The 16828-nt window shown below is 36.3% G+C and carries 18 protein-coding genes; 3 read left to right on the top strand and 15 right to left on the bottom strand.

The window, feature by feature from the left end:
• The first annotated feature begins 32 nt into the window (after positions 1 to 32).
• A complete protein-coding gene (locus ABM34_RS04755) occupies positions 33 to 1133 on the top strand; it encodes a M24 family metallopeptidase (RefSeq protein ID WP_048703835.1) in 1101 nt (366 codons plus the stop codon).
• A 260-nt stretch (positions 1134 to 1393) separates the two neighbouring features.
• Here the strand turns inward: ABM34_RS04755 and ABM34_RS04760 are convergent, their stop codons facing one another.
• From ABM34_RS04760 to murI, 4 genes are all read right to left on the bottom strand, one after another.
• The gene (locus ABM34_RS04760) at positions 1394 to 1705 is read right to left on the bottom strand and encodes a hypothetical protein (protein WP_048703838.1); all 312 of its coding nucleotides are present in this window, start codon (positions 1703 to 1705) and stop codon (positions 1394 to 1396) included.
• A gap of 2 nt (positions 1706 to 1707) precedes the next feature.
• On the bottom strand, positions 1708 to 2115 hold the full coding sequence (locus ABM34_RS04765) for a DUF948 domain-containing protein (protein WP_048703840.1): 408 nt from the start codon (positions 2113 to 2115) through the stop codon (positions 1708 to 1710).
• Between the two features lie 65 nt (positions 2116 to 2180).
• Positions 2181 to 2780, bottom strand: coding sequence for an XTP/dITP diphosphatase (locus ABM34_RS04770; RefSeq protein ID WP_048703842.1), 600 nt, complete (start codon positions 2778 to 2780; stop codon positions 2181 to 2183).
• 1 nt (position 2781) lies between these two features.
• On the bottom strand, positions 2782 to 3588 hold the full coding sequence (gene murI / locus ABM34_RS04775) for a glutamate racemase (RefSeq protein ID WP_048703844.1): 807 nt from the start codon (positions 3586 to 3588) through the stop codon (positions 2782 to 2784).
• 105 nt (positions 3589 to 3693) lie between these two features.
• Here murI and ABM34_RS04780 point away from each other — a divergent pair, with 105 nt between their 5' ends.
• The gene (locus ABM34_RS04780) at positions 3694 to 4176 is read left to right on the top strand and encodes a DUF2507 domain-containing protein (RefSeq protein ID WP_048703847.1); all 483 of its coding nucleotides are present in this window, start codon (positions 3694 to 3696) and stop codon (positions 4174 to 4176) included.
• Positions 4177 to 4509: 333 nt separating this feature from the next.
• On the opposite strand, the gene ABM34_RS04785 is transcribed toward ABM34_RS04780, so the two are convergent.
• Positions 4510 to 5319, bottom strand: a complete 810-nt coding sequence (locus ABM34_RS04785) for a Cof-type HAD-IIB family hydrolase (RefSeq protein ID WP_048703849.1) — start codon at positions 5317 to 5319, stop codon at positions 4510 to 4512.
• Between the two features lie 122 nt (positions 5320 to 5441).
• Here ABM34_RS04785 and ABM34_RS04790 point away from each other — a divergent pair, with 122 nt between their 5' ends.
• Entirely contained in the window at positions 5442 to 5822 is a 381-nt protein-coding gene (locus tag ABM34_RS04790) for a hypothetical protein (protein WP_048703855.1), read from the top strand.
• Positions 5823 to 5878: 56 nt separating this feature from the next.
• On the opposite strand, the gene trxA is transcribed toward ABM34_RS04790, so the two are convergent.
• From trxA to dinB, 10 genes are all read right to left on the bottom strand, one after another.
• A complete protein-coding gene (gene trxA, locus ABM34_RS04795) occupies positions 5879 to 6190 on the bottom strand; it encodes a thioredoxin (RefSeq protein WP_048703858.1) in 312 nt (103 codons plus the stop codon).
• A 77-nt stretch (positions 6191 to 6267) separates the two neighbouring features.
• Complete coding sequence (locus tag ABM34_RS04800; protein ID WP_048703861.1) at positions 6268 to 8622, bottom strand: endonuclease MutS2; 2355 nt, start codon at positions 8620 to 8622, stop codon at positions 6268 to 6270.
• Between the two features lie 117 nt (positions 8623 to 8739).
• Positions 8740 to 9282, bottom strand: a complete 543-nt coding sequence (locus ABM34_RS04805) for a CvpA family protein (protein ID WP_048703864.1) — start codon at positions 9280 to 9282, stop codon at positions 8740 to 8742.
• Between the two features lie 142 nt (positions 9283 to 9424).
• Entirely contained in the window at positions 9425 to 9733 is a 309-nt protein-coding gene (locus ABM34_RS04810) for a DUF1292 domain-containing protein (RefSeq protein WP_048703867.1), read from the bottom strand.
• Positions 9734 to 9742: 9 nt separating this feature from the next.
• Positions 9743 to 10177 (bottom strand): Holliday junction resolvase RuvX, encoded by a 435-nt coding sequence (gene ruvX, locus ABM34_RS04815; RefSeq protein ID WP_048703870.1) that lies wholly within the window; start codon positions 10175 to 10177, stop codon positions 9743 to 9745.
• Complete coding sequence (locus tag ABM34_RS04820) at positions 10177 to 10434, bottom strand: IreB family regulatory phosphoprotein (RefSeq protein WP_048703872.1); 258 nt, start codon at positions 10432 to 10434, stop codon at positions 10177 to 10179. Before ABM34_RS04820 ends, ruvX begins: the two co-directional genes overlap by 1 nt.
• Before the next feature lie 62 nt (positions 10435 to 10496).
• Positions 10497 to 13145, bottom strand: coding sequence for an alanine--tRNA ligase (gene alaS, locus ABM34_RS04825; RefSeq protein WP_048703875.1), 2649 nt, complete (start codon positions 13143 to 13145; stop codon positions 10497 to 10499).
• Positions 13146 to 13391: 246 nt separating this feature from the next.
• Positions 13392 to 14741, bottom strand: coding sequence for a DEAD/DEAH box helicase (locus ABM34_RS04830; RefSeq protein ID WP_048703877.1), 1350 nt, complete (start codon positions 14739 to 14741; stop codon positions 13392 to 13394).
• On the bottom strand, positions 14742 to 15698 hold the full coding sequence (locus ABM34_RS04835) for a DHH family phosphoesterase (protein WP_048703879.1): 957 nt from the start codon (positions 15696 to 15698) through the stop codon (positions 14742 to 14744).
• Positions 15691 to 16827, bottom strand: a complete 1137-nt coding sequence (gene dinB, locus ABM34_RS04840; protein ID WP_048703882.1) for a DNA polymerase IV — start codon at positions 16825 to 16827, stop codon at positions 15691 to 15693. The genes ABM34_RS04835 and dinB overlap by 8 nt, the downstream gene beginning before the upstream one ends.
• Between the last annotated feature and the right edge of the window lies 1 nt (position 16828).

Genomic DNA, 16828 nt, shown 5'->3' on the forward strand with positions numbered 1-16828 from the left:
TTATACTTTGGATAAATATAAAGGAGATTATCATGAAGACACAATTAACAAATTTACAAAAATATCTTAGCGAAAACAATTATGATATCGCTTATATTTCTGATCCGACCGATATTAACTATTTTACAGGTTTTTACAGTGATCCGGTAGAGCGAATTTTAGCATTAATTGTTTTTCCTGACCAAGACCCCTTCATCTTTGCACCCGCACTTGAAGTTGGTTCAGTTAAGAAAGCTGGGTGGGACAAGGATGTCTTTGGCTATCTAGACAATGAAGATGGTTGGGGAATGCTTGCTGACCACATCAAAAACGTCAAAACTGACCCTAAAAACTGGGCAACTGAAAAAGATAATTTAACAGTACAAAAATTTGAAATTGTTAAAAAACACTTCCCTAACGCTGAGTTTCCAGGAAATCTCTCACGTTACATGGAAAATGCTAGATTAATCAAAACCCCTGAAGAAATTGCCAATCTTGAAGCTGCAGGTCGTGAAGCTGACTATGCATTTTCAGTAGCATTTGATGCCATCAAAGAAGGACGTACGGAACAAGACGTCGTTGCCGAAATTGAATATGCAATGATGAAAAAAGGTGTCATGCACATGAGTTTTGACACCATCGTCCAAGCAGGAGCAAATGCTGCCAATCCACATGGTGGACCTGAGAAAAACCTTTTGAAGAAAGATGAACTAATTCTTTTCGACTTAGGTACAGTTCACAATGGATACATCAGTGACGCCTCAAGAACAGTAGCTTTCGGTAAACCAGATGACAAGTCATTAGACATCTATAAAGTTGATCTAGAAGCACAATATGCTGCAATGGACGCCGCAAAACCAGGAATCACAGCCGCAGAATTAGATAAAGTAGCTCGTGATATCATCGACAAAGCCGGTTATGGTGAGTACTTCATTCACAGACTAGGACACGGAATGGGAACATCAGAACACGAATTCCCATCAATCATGGAAGGAAACGACATGGTCCTCAAGCCAGGCATGTGCTTCTCAATCGAACCCGGAATTTACATCCCAGATGTAGCCGGAGTAAGAATTGAAGATTGCATCCACCTAACAGAAAATGGAAATGAACCATTTACACATACTAGTAAAGAACTTAAGTACATTGAATAGAGCCAAAAATGGAACGCCCTTGGACACAGAGTGTAAGATGTAACACAGCGAAGAGGGGTGCGTAACACCCCCGCAGCTTTGTTCAGCTTACACGCAGTGCCCAGTTCCATTTTTAGCGTTTCCACTATAAAACATAAATGCGGCCCCTACTCCATCTAGAGTGAACCGCGCCTATGAACATCAAAGAAAAGGCCAGGACGAAACCATCCTGGTCTTTTTCCATGCCCAAAATCTCTGCTCCAACAAAAAAAGAACCAAGCCTAAGCTTGATCCCCATCTTTTCCAGTACCTTTAATATCATCTTCATCAAAGACAATATCAGTAGCTTCTTCATCATCACGTGCATCAGTTTTTCCAACAAGCGATTTCTTCAATGATTCAGTTTTTTCATTAAAATCATTAACCAATCTGTCCTTGTCTCCCAAACCAAAACCACCATTGTTGAAGTCGCCACGAATAGTTTTGACGTTTTCAAGAATACGTTGGCCATCTTCACTTACTAGAAGCTTTGAAACAACGAATCCGGCAATACTACCTAATATAACGCCTGCAATAAATCGTCTTTTTTTCATGACTAATTCTTCTTTCTAGGGAAAAACTTTGATGCTGCTTTTGCAACAGTTGCTGCATTTGCAAGACTTAAAAGACTTGAGAAACTGAATCCTTCTTTAGGCTTGTCTGAAGTAGCATTCTTTGCTTTATTACCAAGGTTTTCAACAGTATCAAACAATGGATTAAGCTTACTTGATTTACTGTTAACATCGTCCATCAATGAATTTGTCTTATCAACTAAATGAGTACTTTGATCAAGAATACTATCAGTATTTTTTGTAATAACGTTCAACATCTTAGTTGTTTCCTTAATAGTATCTTGTAACTTCTTCAATAATTTTGCAGTTTGTACTAATGCTACTGCTAAGAAAATTACTAACACAACAAAAGCTATAGCTGCAATGAGTCCTGCGATTTGTCCACCAGTCATAATAACTCCTCCTCAAAATTTACTAGCAATCTTATACTAGCATTATTGCATATTTACGGCAACGGTTACAATACAATCCAATCCTTCCATTTTGACTCTAATTTTCGGATTGCATTCCCGCGATGGCTGATTTTATTCTTCTCATCGATTGAAACTTGTGCCATCGTCTTTCCTAATTCTGGAACATAGAATAATGGATCATAACCAAATCCATCATCACCTTCTGGGAAATTTGTGATCAATCCATTGACTTCACCGCGTACCACTAAATCTTCAGAATTTTTAGGATTTGCAAATACCAACACAGTTACAAATTTAGCAGTTCTTTTCTCTTTTGGAGTTCCACCAATTTCTGAAAGTAACTTGGCGTTGTTGGCAGCATCATTGTGATCACCTGCGTAACGAGCTGAGAGAACACCTGGCTGTCCAAACAAGGCATCAACTTGTAATCCTGAATCATCAGCAATGGTTGGTAGCTGAAATTTATTCATGACAGCGTGGGCCTTCAGCGTAGCATTCTCCTCAAAAGTGGCTCCGTCTTCTTTGATATCAGGGAATTCTGGAAAATCTAAAAGAGTCTTTATTTCATAGTTATCAGTGTCAAAGATTCGTTTAAACTCTTTGGCTTTATTTGGGTTCTTAGTAGCAATAATAATTTCTTGCATATTAATCTCCTAATTTAACTAAATTAATTTCAGTAATTCCGTCACCCAACCAGTCCTTGGCTAACTTTTTAAAACTGTCAAGATCAGCAGAAGTATGCAATTCAACTTTGCCTTTTACTGAGTTATCAGAAAGCATATTATGATCAATTAAATATTGTTTAGTCACACGAGCAGTTTCTATTCCAGGGTCGACTAATTGAACTCCATCACCCAAAACATCGTGGATCTGTGAACTCAACATTGGAAAATGTGTACATCCTAAAATTAATGTATCGATGTCAGAATTATTAAATGGAGCTAAAGTTTCAGCAATCGTTGCCTTAGCCTCAGTTGTATCACCTGTACTATTTTCAACAATTTCAACAAATTTTTGAGCAGCAACTGAAATAACTTTTGCATGATCATTTACCGCATGAATGGCAGCTTCGTAACTACCCGAATCGACGGTTGATTTAGTGGCGATAACACCGATATCATCTGACTTACTGTCATTAATAGCTGAAATAGCACCGGATTTAATCACACCAAACATTGGAATATCAAATTCTTTTTGCAAGATACCCATTGCCCTGGCAGTGGCTGTATTGCAGGCATAAATAATTGCTTTAACGTCTTCAGAAATCAAAAATTTTACCATTTCACGAGTAAATTCAACAATTTCAGAAGCAGGTCTTACTCCGTACGGCATACGAGCTTCGTCACCAATAAATACAACATCCTCATTTGGAAGCTGTTTGATAACTTGTTTGACAACAGTCAAACCACCAACACCTGAATCTAATAAACCAATTGGTCTTTTATCACTCAAAACGACACCCCATTATAAATAGAATAGAAATCGATTTTATCTTCCTGATAGTTCGCTAAATTACTTACTAATGATATAATATTTTTATGCAAAAGGAGTACAACTATGGCCAAAAAAAACATTGAGAACGAAAACGAAAAGAACGAGGAAACACTTGAAACAGCAGAAATCAGTGAAACCCAAAATGATTTAACTGAGAAATATTTTGCGGTGTCAGTACTACGTGATTTCGTTTTACCTGATTTATTGGATAAGGACACTCCTGAACTCCTCTATTGGGCTGGAAAAGACTTAAGCCGTCGCTTGGCCGTTCAAGACATGAACGACCTGCCCCACGTCTTCAAGAACGCTGGATTTGGCGAATTAGCCATTACTAACCAATCAAAAACTAGCTACAAATATACATTATCAGGTCCTGAAGTAATTCAACGATTTAATCTTAACAATGATAATCCTGAGTTTTCACTCGAGTCTGGCTTTATTAGCGAGACTGTGCAAAACTCTATTGGTTTGTCATCTATGGGAAGTTTTTCATTGGATTTGAAAAATAAAATCGTTAACATTTTGATACAAATTGAACGGAACTAGAAACTTAAATATACATCAAAATCATTGTTTGGGCAAAGTAGCAAAATAGAATATAACTGCCGATTCCGAAGAAAAATCGATTTTTCAGGCTGGAACGTGGTGAATCGACTTGAAGCTAATTGCAAAGTACGCAATCATCTCCAAGCTCGATTTTATTCTAAGTGTGCTTCGCGCACTAAGAATAACGCCACCACTGAGCCCAAATCGATTTTTCTTCTCCATCTAAACAAGTTGTAGAAATACTTCTTTTCATTAATCAGCTTATATTGTATTAAACAAAGGACGAAAACCATCTAAGGTTTTCGTCCCTTTTTTTGAATAAGTTACTTCTAGTTAAATGTACTCCCTTAATGCTGCTGTCACACCACTATCATTGTTACTCAGTGTAACTTTATCAGCGATTCCCTGGACTTTTTCGGGAGCATTTGCCATTGCTACTCCTAATCCTGAGGCTTTAAACATTGGCACATCGTTAAAATTGTCTCCTAATGTCATTGTATTTTCTATTGGAACTTTGTAATACTGTGCTAAATCCTTTAATGCTTCCTTTTTGGAGGCCTTTTTGTTAGTTACCTCCAGATAGTTATCTTTGGATAGAATAAAGCTTGTGTGGGCAAAATTCACGTTTTCTAGCGTATTTCTTAGGTCTGCTATTACTTTTTTGCTGTCTATTAATAGTAATTTATGCACTGGGTGCTTTTGTATGAATTTGTGTAGATCTGTCACTGCTGGTTCTAAATTGGTTATTCCAGATTCTAATTCGGTCCACTTGTCTGGCTGGTTTACATACCATTTCCATTCGGAATATGTATTAACCGAAACTGTTGGATAACCTTGATTAAGAATCTTAAATATCTCTGTTAGTTCCGAAATTTTGACTTCGTGACTACTAATTACTGTTGAGTTTTTTTCTTTTAATCCGTTAATGACGTATGCCCCATTGTAGCAAGCTATTGGATTGTCCAGTATTCCTAATTTCTTCGCAATTGGGTACATCCCTTCTGGTGATCTGGCTGAAGACAACACAAAGGGTATTTTCATTTTTCGCAGTCGTAATAGTTTTGCTGGCAGTTTTGGATCAATAAAATTTTTATCATCCAGAATTGTTCCATCGATGTCACTTAATACAAGTCCCACTGGCATGTCTACTCACCTCGTGATAATTTTATAATATTTTCAGTAATCCGTCATAAAAATAACGAGATAGCATTTTGATCTAATAATAGTATCTTAAATACTAAATAATCAAGATGAGGAAAAAATCTATGAAGAAAGCTAATTCCCTATTTATATTTTGTTTTATATTTACAGCATTAATAATTGTAATGTTAACCTTTATCATTCCCAGCTGGCTTATGACTCAACTTGCCACATCTCAAATAAACAAAACCTTGGCTACCAAAAATAGCTATATTTTGACCAAGGATAATTTTAGTAGTAAATATTTACAGCATCACACACGATTGAAAATTACCAATGTCTCAGATTTTCAAGGCATCAATAATAAACATCAAGGTTACTTATCTGGTTCATTAAATTCTCAGCATGATCTTGGCGTGATAGTCAACTTTAAAAATATTGGACCGTATGTTTACTATATCAAGCCTGAATCACTAAAAGTATTTTATTCTACTGTACATAACTAAAAAAATAGGAGACACAATCTTCCTCGGATTGTGTCTCCTATTCATTTACTTGACTATTAATCTGTGTAGCCATCAAGAATCTTAGCTAATTGAGCTTTGCTGTGATATCCAGTTAATTTATCAACTACTTGGCCATCTTTTTTGATAACTAGTGTTGGAATTGCCATGATACCAAATGATTCTGGTGTCTTAGGATTTGCATCTACGTCCATTTTTGTGAACTTAACTGCATCATTTTCATCAGATAATTCGTCTAGAACTGGTGATTGCATCTTACATGGACCACACCAAGTTGCCCAGAAATCTGTAATTACAACGCCATCTTTTGTTTCATCATCAAAATTTGTATCTGTTACTTCATCAACCATTTGTGTACACTCCCTTTTAACTTTTCAATAAAGATATTATCACTTTTATTATTTTAAGAATACTAATTCAACTTATACTACAAGTCAACTATTGTCGCTCCAGATCCACCAGAACTTGCTGGCGCATATCCAAATGACTTAACTCGTGGATTCCCTTGCAAATACTTAGTAACACCATTCCTAATAACACCAGTACCAAATCCATGAACAATGGTTACTTGATTATAGCCGGCTAATAAGGCTTCATCAATGTAGTTGTCCAAATCAGTCATGGCCTCTTCATATCTTTCACCACGTAAATCTAGCTTGCTTGAAAGTGAAGTACTCTTAGTTCTTCTAACCATCGTTGGTTTTGATTCTTTTTCTTCTGGTTTAGATTGTGTTTTTTCCAAATCAGCGGCATCAAATTTCATTTTTAAAATACCTAACTGAACTTCGTACTTATTATTCTTATCTTTTCGAACAATTGTACCGAATTGACCATAAGGGATAGCCTTGACGTCATCCCCCACTTTGAGTTCTTGACGGCGCTTGGCTCGACGTAGAACACGATTTTTCTTAGAAACATCTTCTTGATGTAAATTCTTCAAATCAGTTCTTGCTGAAATAATTTGATCAGCCTTAACTGCATTCCCAGAACGTTCCAATTCTTTCAGACGATCGATGATCTTCTCAGATTTCTTCTTGGTGCTGGAAACTATTTGATTGGCTCGTACTTTGGCAGCCTGAATCTCACTGTCTTTAGAATTCTCTAATGCTGTGCGTTCAGTTTCGAAGCTTTCTTCAACCTTCTTGTTTTTCTCAAGTTGTTGTTCTAATTCAATATTGTTTGCTTCAAATTCTTTACGACGTTTTTCCAAATCATTGATCATATTATTCAAGTCTTGGCTTTCACCACTCATCAATGATCTTCCACGAGTAATGACCTCATTGTCCATGCCTAATCTGGCAGCAATATTCAAGGCGTTACTTGCTCCAGGAATACCGATTAACAATCGATAAGTTGGTTTAAGTGACTTGTCATCAAACTCCATGCTGGCGTTAATTGTTTTTTCAGCATTGTATGCATAAATTTTCAACTCAGGATAATGGGTTGTGGCAACAATTTCGCAGTTAGACTCAGATAACTTTTCCAAAATGGCAATCGCGATAGCTGCACCTTCTTGTGGATCAGTACCAGCACCTAACTCATCAATTAACACTAAACTACGTTCTGAAACGTTTTTCATAATATTAATGATGTTGTCCATATGAGATGAGAAAGTACTTAAGTTTTGCTCGATAGACTGTTCGTCTCCAATATCAACAAACACTTCGTCAAATACACCAATTTGGCTTTCTTCGTGAGCTGGGATAAACAAACCAGCTTGAGCCATGATTTGAAGCAACCCCAATGTCTTCATCGAAATTGTTTTACCACCAGTATTAGGACCAGTTATCAACATAGTTCGATAGTCGTCACCAATTTTAATATCATTGGCCACTACTCTATCGGGATCAATCAATGGGTGCTTGGCCTCTTTCAAATCGACAATATTGTCACGTGAAATTAATGGCTCAGTTCCTTTAATTTGATTAGCATACTTAGCTTTGGCATTGATCAAATCAAATTGGGCCAAAACTTCATTGTTTTTGACAATGTCATCAATTTCAGGTCTAACCAAATCAGATAGTTCAGCTAGAATTCTAGTTTCTTCCAATCTCTCAGAAGTCTGGGCGTCATGTAGTTGATTATTTAAGCCCACAACAGCTTGAGGCTCAATATAAAGTGTTTGTCCACTAGCACTTTGATCGTGGACGACACCACCAAATTTGGCCCTGTACTCCGTTTTAACAGGCACAACGAATCTATCGTCACGCAAAGTAACAATTGCCTCGGTCAAATACTTAGTATTCTTCCCTCTAGTATATTGTTCCATCGATTGTCTGATTGTTTCATTTAATTTGTTAATTTGATTGCGAATGTATTGCAAATCTTCAGATGCAGTATCAAGTACACGACCCGATTCATCAATAGATTTATCAATTCTTCTAGTTAAAACAGGATTATCAATTAAATCATTACTCAAATTGAATAGTTCACGAAGTGCAACCTCATCATCATGAAGTTGTTCGAAGAAAGCTTTCAATTCGGCAGTGTTTTTCAAAACCTGTCCAATAGCAGCTAGTTCTGTACCATTTAAATTACCATCTTTTTTAAGACGATTAGCTTGATCATGCAAATCTTCAAGCTTACGAACAGGAATCTCACCTTTTAGACGAACAATATCCATTCCGTCTTTTGTTTGGTCGATTAATCGATGAACGATTGATTCAACCGACATGGGCATTAACTTTTTAAGCAAAGCTTGTCCACGTGATGTTATTAGATATTTGGCAATTTCATCTTTGATCTTGTCAAACTCTAAAACATTTAACGCTTTATTATTCATATTTTTCTCCGTTAATATTTCTTAGGCAAAAAAAGGTTAATTCCCGTCAAATAAAGATACGTGTAAAACATCATATCGATTATCAACTCAGAATTAACCTGACTTACCTTTTCTTAATTAAACACTTGCAATCCATAATGATGGAATCCATTTTGAAATGAATGGCGATGCTTCAATCATTGCTGAAGCAATAAAAGAGTGATCAAGTGTATGTTGAATTCCGGGAACTGGAACCATTGCCATGATTAATAAAATCATGAAAATAGTCACATATGTGACTATTAATCCCAGGATGCCTCCACTTAATAAATTAATATCATTTGGCATTGGAACGTAAGTTAGTCTTCTGAAATAAAGACCAGCAAATCTCATAACAACCCATCCAATGAAACATACAAAAATAAATGCGAAGGCACGATAAAATGCATCATCCAAGCCCATTCCAACTTTTGTAGAGAAAAATGCAAATTCACTACCTAAGTTTGCTGATGGATATGGAACGATCATTTCAAATTTTGGGCCAAGGAAACGAAAACTTGCTACAGCTAGGGCAAAAAATAGCGCATACCCGATTGTATAAAATGCTTGCATGGTTAAACCACGTCGAGCACCCATGTAAAAGCCATAGACCAAAAACAAAACAATTAAAAGACTTAACATTTTATCCCCTTAATTTAGTTCGATGTATTGCTTAATTTTATCACAAATTAGGCAAACAAAATAATCGATAATTTATCCTCATTAAAACAATAAATTACGAACCATAAATTCGATACTGCAGAATTTATGATTCGTAATTTTTTTAGATATCTTGTTCATCGTCGGTTGTAAAAGTATTAAGTACTTCTTGAACCATATCCCATTCTTCTGGATCCTCGATTGGATCTAGTTCACCAGCATCAACGTCACCGTTTTCGTCGGGTGTGAATGAGAAAGCTTGTACTTCAATTTCATCGGATTCTTCTGCATCCTTTGGATAAAGGAAAACATAAGACTTTCCATAATCATCTGACTCAAAAGTAAAAAGAATTTTGTATGTTTCTTCGTTACCTTGGTCATCACTTAAAATAACTTCGTCTAAATCTTTGTTTGATCCAGATTGTTCACTCATATAATTCACCTAATTTCGCGTTAACTTTCCTTTAGCATCAAGATAGTTTTGCAAGATCATTTCTGCAGCAATCTTGTCGATAACTTTTTTTCGCTTTTTGCGAGAGACATTTGCCTCATCAACTAACATGCGTTCTGCTTGAACAGTCGTTAAACGTTCATCAATGAAATCAACTGGAAGTGAAAACTTCTCAGTGACCATTTTGCCATATTCGCGAGACTTATCAGCTCTTGGACCTTCAGTGTTGTTCATGTTCTTGGGTAAACCAATTACAATTCCCGTGGCTTGCTTATCTTTGATAATTTCACCAAGACGGTCTAAGCCAAAGTCTTCTTCATTCTCATTAATTCGAATGATCTCAACACCTTGAGCAGTCCAACCTAATAAGTCGCTGGCAGCCACTCCAACAGTTCTAGAACCTACGTCTAAACCTAAAAGGCGCATTATTTATTTTGATTGAGATAACTTTTTACTAATTCTTCAATTATCTCGTCTCGTTCATGTTTTAGAATCAAATTTCTGGCGTCATTGTGACGTGGAATATAAGCCGGATCACCGGATAGTAAATATCCAACAATCTGATTAATTGGGTTGTAACCTTTTTCTTCAAGTGATTGGTACACACTTTGTAAGGTTTCTTTGACATCTTTGCCTTTGTTTTCATTAAAATCAAAACTCATAGTTTTATCAAGCGAACTCATGGCAAAACCTCCAATACATATTATTCGTGACTGTTAGTAATCATGTTCCATTATAGAACACTTTAATTATTTTTAATAATATCTTTAGCTAATTGTAATGCTTTTGTAAGACCATCAGGGTTTTTACCGCCGGCTTGAGCCATATCTGGACGGCCACCACCGCCACCTTGAATCTCTTTAGCAATTTGTTTGATCAAATCTCCAGCCTTAATACCTGCAGCTTGTCCATCTTTGTTTACTGAGACAACTAGATTAGCTTTATCACCTGAACCAGCACCAAGTACTAGGACATCAGATTTGTTCTCACTCTTCCATTTGTCAGCTAATTGTCTCAAAGTTGACATATCATCAGCAGCTATCACATTTGTAATAACCTTCAATCCGTTAATATCTTCAACCTTATCGAATACTTCAGCTGATTTTTGGCTAGTAAGTTGAACTTTCAAGTTCTGATTATCTCTGGCAAGTTTCTTATTTTCAGCAACTAATTGTTCGGCACGTGCAGCAACATCTTTAAGTTGGTTAACTTTCATATTTACAGCAGTTGCTTTTAATTCATTTAGTTGGTCATTCAAGTATTCAAAAGCTTCTTCGCCAGTAACTGCATCAATTCTACGTACACCTGAACCAACAGCTGACTCTGAAGTTATTTTGAATAGACCAATTTCTGCAGTATTTCTAACATGAGTACCACCACAGAATTCTGTTGAATAGTCATCAACTTCAACAACACGGACAACGTCACCATATTTTTCACTAAACATGGCAATGGCACCCTTTTTCTTCTTGGCTTCTTCAATTGGTAATACTTCAGTTTCAACTGGAATAGCAGCCCAAATCTTTTCATTTACAATCTTTTCAAGTTGAGCAATTTGTTCAGGATTCAAACTTTCATTACTGTTGAAATCAAAACGTAAATATCCAGGTTCAACTAAAGAACCAGCTTGATGTGTTCTTGGTCCGACAACGTCACGTAAAGCTTGATCTAACAAGTGAGTAGCAGTGTGATTGTGACGAACTTTCTCACGAAAATCAACGTTGATTTTCAAAGTATACTCTTCATTGACATCTAGTTCTGAAATAACGTTTACCAAGTGAATATTTTGTCCGTTTGGAGCGTGTTGAACGTCTATAACTTCAGCAACTTGATTATTATTTTTGTCGTAAATATTACCAATATCGGCTACTTGACCACCCATTTCAGCATAGAAAGGAGTCTTGTCAAAAATCAATTGAGCTTTTTGTGCTGTCATTGAAACTGAATCGACAATTTCATCGTTTACAATAATATCCTTTAGTGTTGCTTGAATTTCATCATTGTCATATCCAACGAATTCACTTGGAGTCTTGATTTCCATTAATGTTTCATCTTGCATACCCATTGATTGCAAATCGCCACGAGCTCCACGAGCACGCTCTCTTTGTAATTCCATGTTGTGCTTGAATCCATCCTCATCAACAGATAGACCTTCATCATGGGCATACTCAACTGTCAATTCTAGAGGAAAGCCGTAAGTATCGAATAGCTTGAAAGCACTCTCGCCATCGATAACTTTTTCATTCTTCTTTTTAAGATCATCGATTACACCATTCAATAATCCAAGACCATCGTTCAATGTTTCAGAGAAACGCTTTTCTTCTACTTCAATTGTCTTGGCAATAAAGTCTTGTTGTTGGCTAACTTCTGGATAATAACTTTCCATGATTTTACCAACAATTGGAACTAGTTTGTATAAGAATGGTCCATCAATGCCCAATTTTTTACCATTTAGAACGGCACGTCTGATCAAACGACGAATAACATATCCGCGACCTTCGTTTGAAGGAAGTGCACCGTCACCGACAGCGAATGAAACAGTTCTTGCGTGATCAGCAATAATTTTAAATGAAACATCGTCAGCTTCATTTGTATCGTATTTGCGACCGTCGCTTAAACTTTCAACGTGTTCAATAATTGGCATGAATAAGTCAGTCTCAAAGTTTGTTTTAGTGCCTTGAATTACTGAAACAAGTCTTTCAAGACCCATCCCCGTATCAATGTTTTTATGTGGTTGCTCAACATACTTACCTGAAGGTAAGTGGTTTAATTCTGAGAAAACAATGTTCCAAACTTCAAGCCATCTTTCGTTTTCTCCACCTGGATAGCTCTCTGGGTCATCTTCAGCAAGGTTGTTGAAGGATTGACCACGATCATAGAAAATCTCTGAATCAGGACCACAAGGGCCTTCACCGATATCCCAGAAGTTATCTTCTACTTTAAAGATATGTTTAGGATCAATACCTGTTTCAATCCATAATTTTTGAGTGTCAGTATCTTTTGGATAAGTTGTGATATAAAGCTTTTCGGGATCCATACCAATCCATTCAGGACTTGTTAGAAATTCAAATGCCCAAGGAATTACTTCTTTCTTGAAATAATCACCAACAGAAAAGTTACCTAACATTTCAAAAAAAGTTTGGTGACGAGCTGTTTTACCAACGTTTTCGATATCATTAGTTCTGATACATTTTTGTGCGTTAGTAATTCTTGGATTCTTTGGAATAACTGAACCATCAAAATACTTCTTTAATGTGGCAACACCAGAATTAACCCACAATAAAGTTGGATCATCATTTGGTACTAGTGATGCACTAGGTTCAATTGTGTGACCTTTTGATTGAAAAAAGTCTAAAAACATTTGTCTAATTTCTGAACTTGATAAATTCTTCATTGTTCTCCCTAGAAACAAAAATCGCTGCAAACTCAAGGACGCCTCTGCGCGGTACCACCTTGTTTGCAACGATTATCGTTAGCCTCTCAACAAATTATATATTTTTCATTTAATTTAACTGGCAGCAATAAATAGTCGATATCTAGGCTTTCCCAGCAATCAGCCTTCTCTGAAAGATTTGTTCTATTTATTATATCCAGTAAAAATTTTAAGTTTAAAACGCCTAAAAGTCAATAAATATAGTTACTAGTAGCTAGACTTATTTTTACGGGCTTTTCTCAAATCACGTTGAGCTTGACGATTTTGAATTTTCTTTTGTTGACGCTTCTCAGTTGAAATAGCAGACTTGATCTTTTTCTTATATCCTGGCTTCTTCTTAACCTTTTGTTTTTTAACAAAACCAACTAGTTTTGGATCAAGCTTTTCGGTTGATGCATGACGTTGTCCACGACGGTCACGTTCATATCCATCAACAATTTCATCATTCTTCAACTCTTTAGGGTTAAATTTGATACCCATCTTTTCGATTTCATCAATCTTATTTTCTTCACCAGGGTTATACAAGGTAATGGCAGTACCCGACATACCATTTCTACCTGTACGACCAACACGGTGAATAAAGAATTCAAGGTCATCTGGAATTTCTGCATTAATAACATGTGAGACACCAGTGATATCAATTCCTCGTGCAGCTAAATCAGTTGCCACGACAAATTGATAATCCATGTTTTCAATTTGCTTCATAACACGTTTTCTCTCACGAGGCGTTAATCCACCATGAAGACGAGCAACCTTAAGTCCTTGATTCTTCAAGTAGTCATAAATCTCGTCGACAGTCTTCTTAGTATTGGCGAAAACTAATACCATGTAAGGCTCACCAATAGTCATCAACTTGTAAATAAGAGCTTTCTTATCACGTCCGTGGGTGAACATTAACCAATTATCAACACTTTTTGAAATAACATGGCTGTTCTTAATTTCAACTTTCTTAGGGCCAGTCAGATATTTCTGTAAGAATGGTTCAAGTTTTTGAGGGATGGTTGCTGAGAACACAGCAGTTTCGTGGTGTTCCGGCATCTTGGCGGCAATGTTGATTACGTCGTCCAAGAATCCCATATCTAGTGTCATATCAGCTTCATCGACTACGAAACGCTCAACATTTTCAACATGAAGATCATTTTCCTTGATTAAGTCCCAAAGTCTACCAGGAGTTCCGATAGCTATTTGAGGTTGATGAGCATTCAGTTTTCTCTGTTGACGTTGCTTATCAGTTCCACCAACGAAAATAAAGGCATTATAGTCCTCATCATAGTTTTTCAGAATAGCTTGTGTATCCTCATATATTTGGTAGGCAAGCTCTCTACTAGGTGTGGCAATTAATGCTTGAACAGTTGGTTCCTTAGTAATTGAATTCATGATTGGCAATAAGAACGCATGTGTCTTACCAGATCCAGTCATAGATTGAACAATTACATCTTTTTTCTTATTAACCAACGGAATAACAGCTTCTTGAACTTCTGTTGGCTCTTCAAAATTTATTTCAGCTAATGATTTGTTAATTGCATCATTAAAGTTGTATTGCGAAAATTTTGTCATCTATTCACCTTTCTTGTAAAAATTATTTACTATCTCGATTAATTCGTTGAACATTTGATTTACTTCTTCTAAGTCCTTAGCGTCCGCACCACTGGCTAGGGGATGTCCACCACCATTGTGTTCCTTTGCAAGTTCATTGATAACAGGACCTTGAGAACGCAAATGCATTCTAAATGTTCCGTCTTCTTTTTCAGTAGCTTCAAGCCATGAATGAACCTCTTTTAGATGTCCTGGAGCAGATACAACAGAGTTTGCCTGTTCGCGTGTAATGCCCAATTCATTCATCAAAGCATCATCAATCACGGCAACAGCAGCACCAGATTCATCAATTTTCAAACGATCAAACAATTTACCTTGGAGTTTAGCTTGTGCCAAAGTAACTTCGTTCATATGTTGATTAATGCCAGCAGCATCAATTCCAAGTGCAATAAATTCACCAGCAACATTCATTGTATGTTGCGTTGTGGCTGGGTAAAGGAAACGACCAGTGTCACCAACTATACCAGCATATAAATAATAAGCAACAGTCTTAGTTAATTTTAATTCATCAGAACTAGCAATTATATCGGCAATAATTTCAGAGGATGAACTAGCATCGGTATTTACAAAAAGTTGATCTCCATAAGGATCATCATTTGGATGGTGATCAATTTTAATCAAGAAATCTCCACTATTAAATCTTTCATCGTCAATTCGTTCGGTATTGGCAGTGTCAGTGACAATTACTAACGCACCGTTGAAGTCGGCATCACTTAGCTTGTCCATTGTCGAAAGCCATTTAAGTCCCTCAGTATTATTCCCACCAATTAAGACTTTCTTGTTTGGAAATGCCTCTTCAATAGCATTTGCCAATCCCTTTTGAGAACCTAATGCATCAGGATCTGGATTTGTATGACGCAGAACAATAATTTTGTCATACTGTTTAATTGTTTCAATAATTTCAGAAAATTTATTCATATTTATCCTCATTTGAAAATAGATTTAATCTGACCTCTTCATATGATAATGGATCAAGATTTGTTACGGTAATTCCGAGCAAGCGAATCTTCTTATCTTTAATGTTTAGCTTGGTGTAAATATCACTAGCAATTTGGTAAATCTGATCTTCATTTTGAACGTAATCCTGAAATGTCATTCGCTTGGTGACTGTTTCAAAATCTGAATCTCGGAGTTTCAAGACAACTGTTTTTCCGTGTTGGCGTTGTTTAGATAAATCAGTACTAACCATTTTTGCTAATTTTTTTAGTTCCTGCAGAACATCTGCACTATACACTATATTACGATTATAAGTTCGTTCACGGCCGACCGATTTTCTGACACGTTGGCTCTCAACCGGAGAATCGTCAATTCCATGCACTCTTTTATACATTACATATCCCATTTTACCAAACGTGTCGATAAAAGTATCCTGCTCCAAGTTTTGTAAATCTTGGCCGGTATAAATATCCATGTTATGAAGGCGCTTTTGAGTGGTCTTACCTATCCCATTAAATTTTTCAATTGGAATTGGTTTTAGAAAATCTTCAGCATATGCACCTAAAATAATTGTTCGACCAAATGGCTTGCGATAATCAGATGCCATTTTCGCCAAAAACTTGTTATACGAAATCCCCACTGAACAAGTCAGATGAGTTTCTTTGACAATTCTTTGCTGAATATAATTTGCAACTTTAATGATATTTGATTCATTAAGTTTATTTTTTGTGACATCGAGATACGCTTCATCCAAAGCAACCGATTGATATGTATCAGTGACCTCTCCAAAAATATTATGAATGTATTCTGAAGTACTTTTGTACAAGTCAAAATGTGGTGGAACAATGACTAATTTCTCTTTTGGAATTAATTCAATTGCTTGTTGAGCTGGCATGGCAGAATGAGCACCATATTTTCTAGCATTGTAATTTGCTGTGGTGACCACACCATGATGATTATTTTTACGAGGATCAGGTGCAACTATCAAACATTTTTTCTTATATTGCGGGTGTTCACGTTCTTCTACAGACGCAAAAAAAGCATCCATATCAACATGGATGATTTTTCGGTTTTCTTCAACTATGATTGGAATTTTTAAAAATCCGATGATT

Origin of the sequence: Companilactobacillus ginsenosidimutans (assembly GCF_001050475.1) — a bacterium.
Taxonomy (GTDB): Bacteria; Bacillota; Bacilli; order Lactobacillales; family Lactobacillaceae; genus Companilactobacillus; species Companilactobacillus ginsenosidimutans.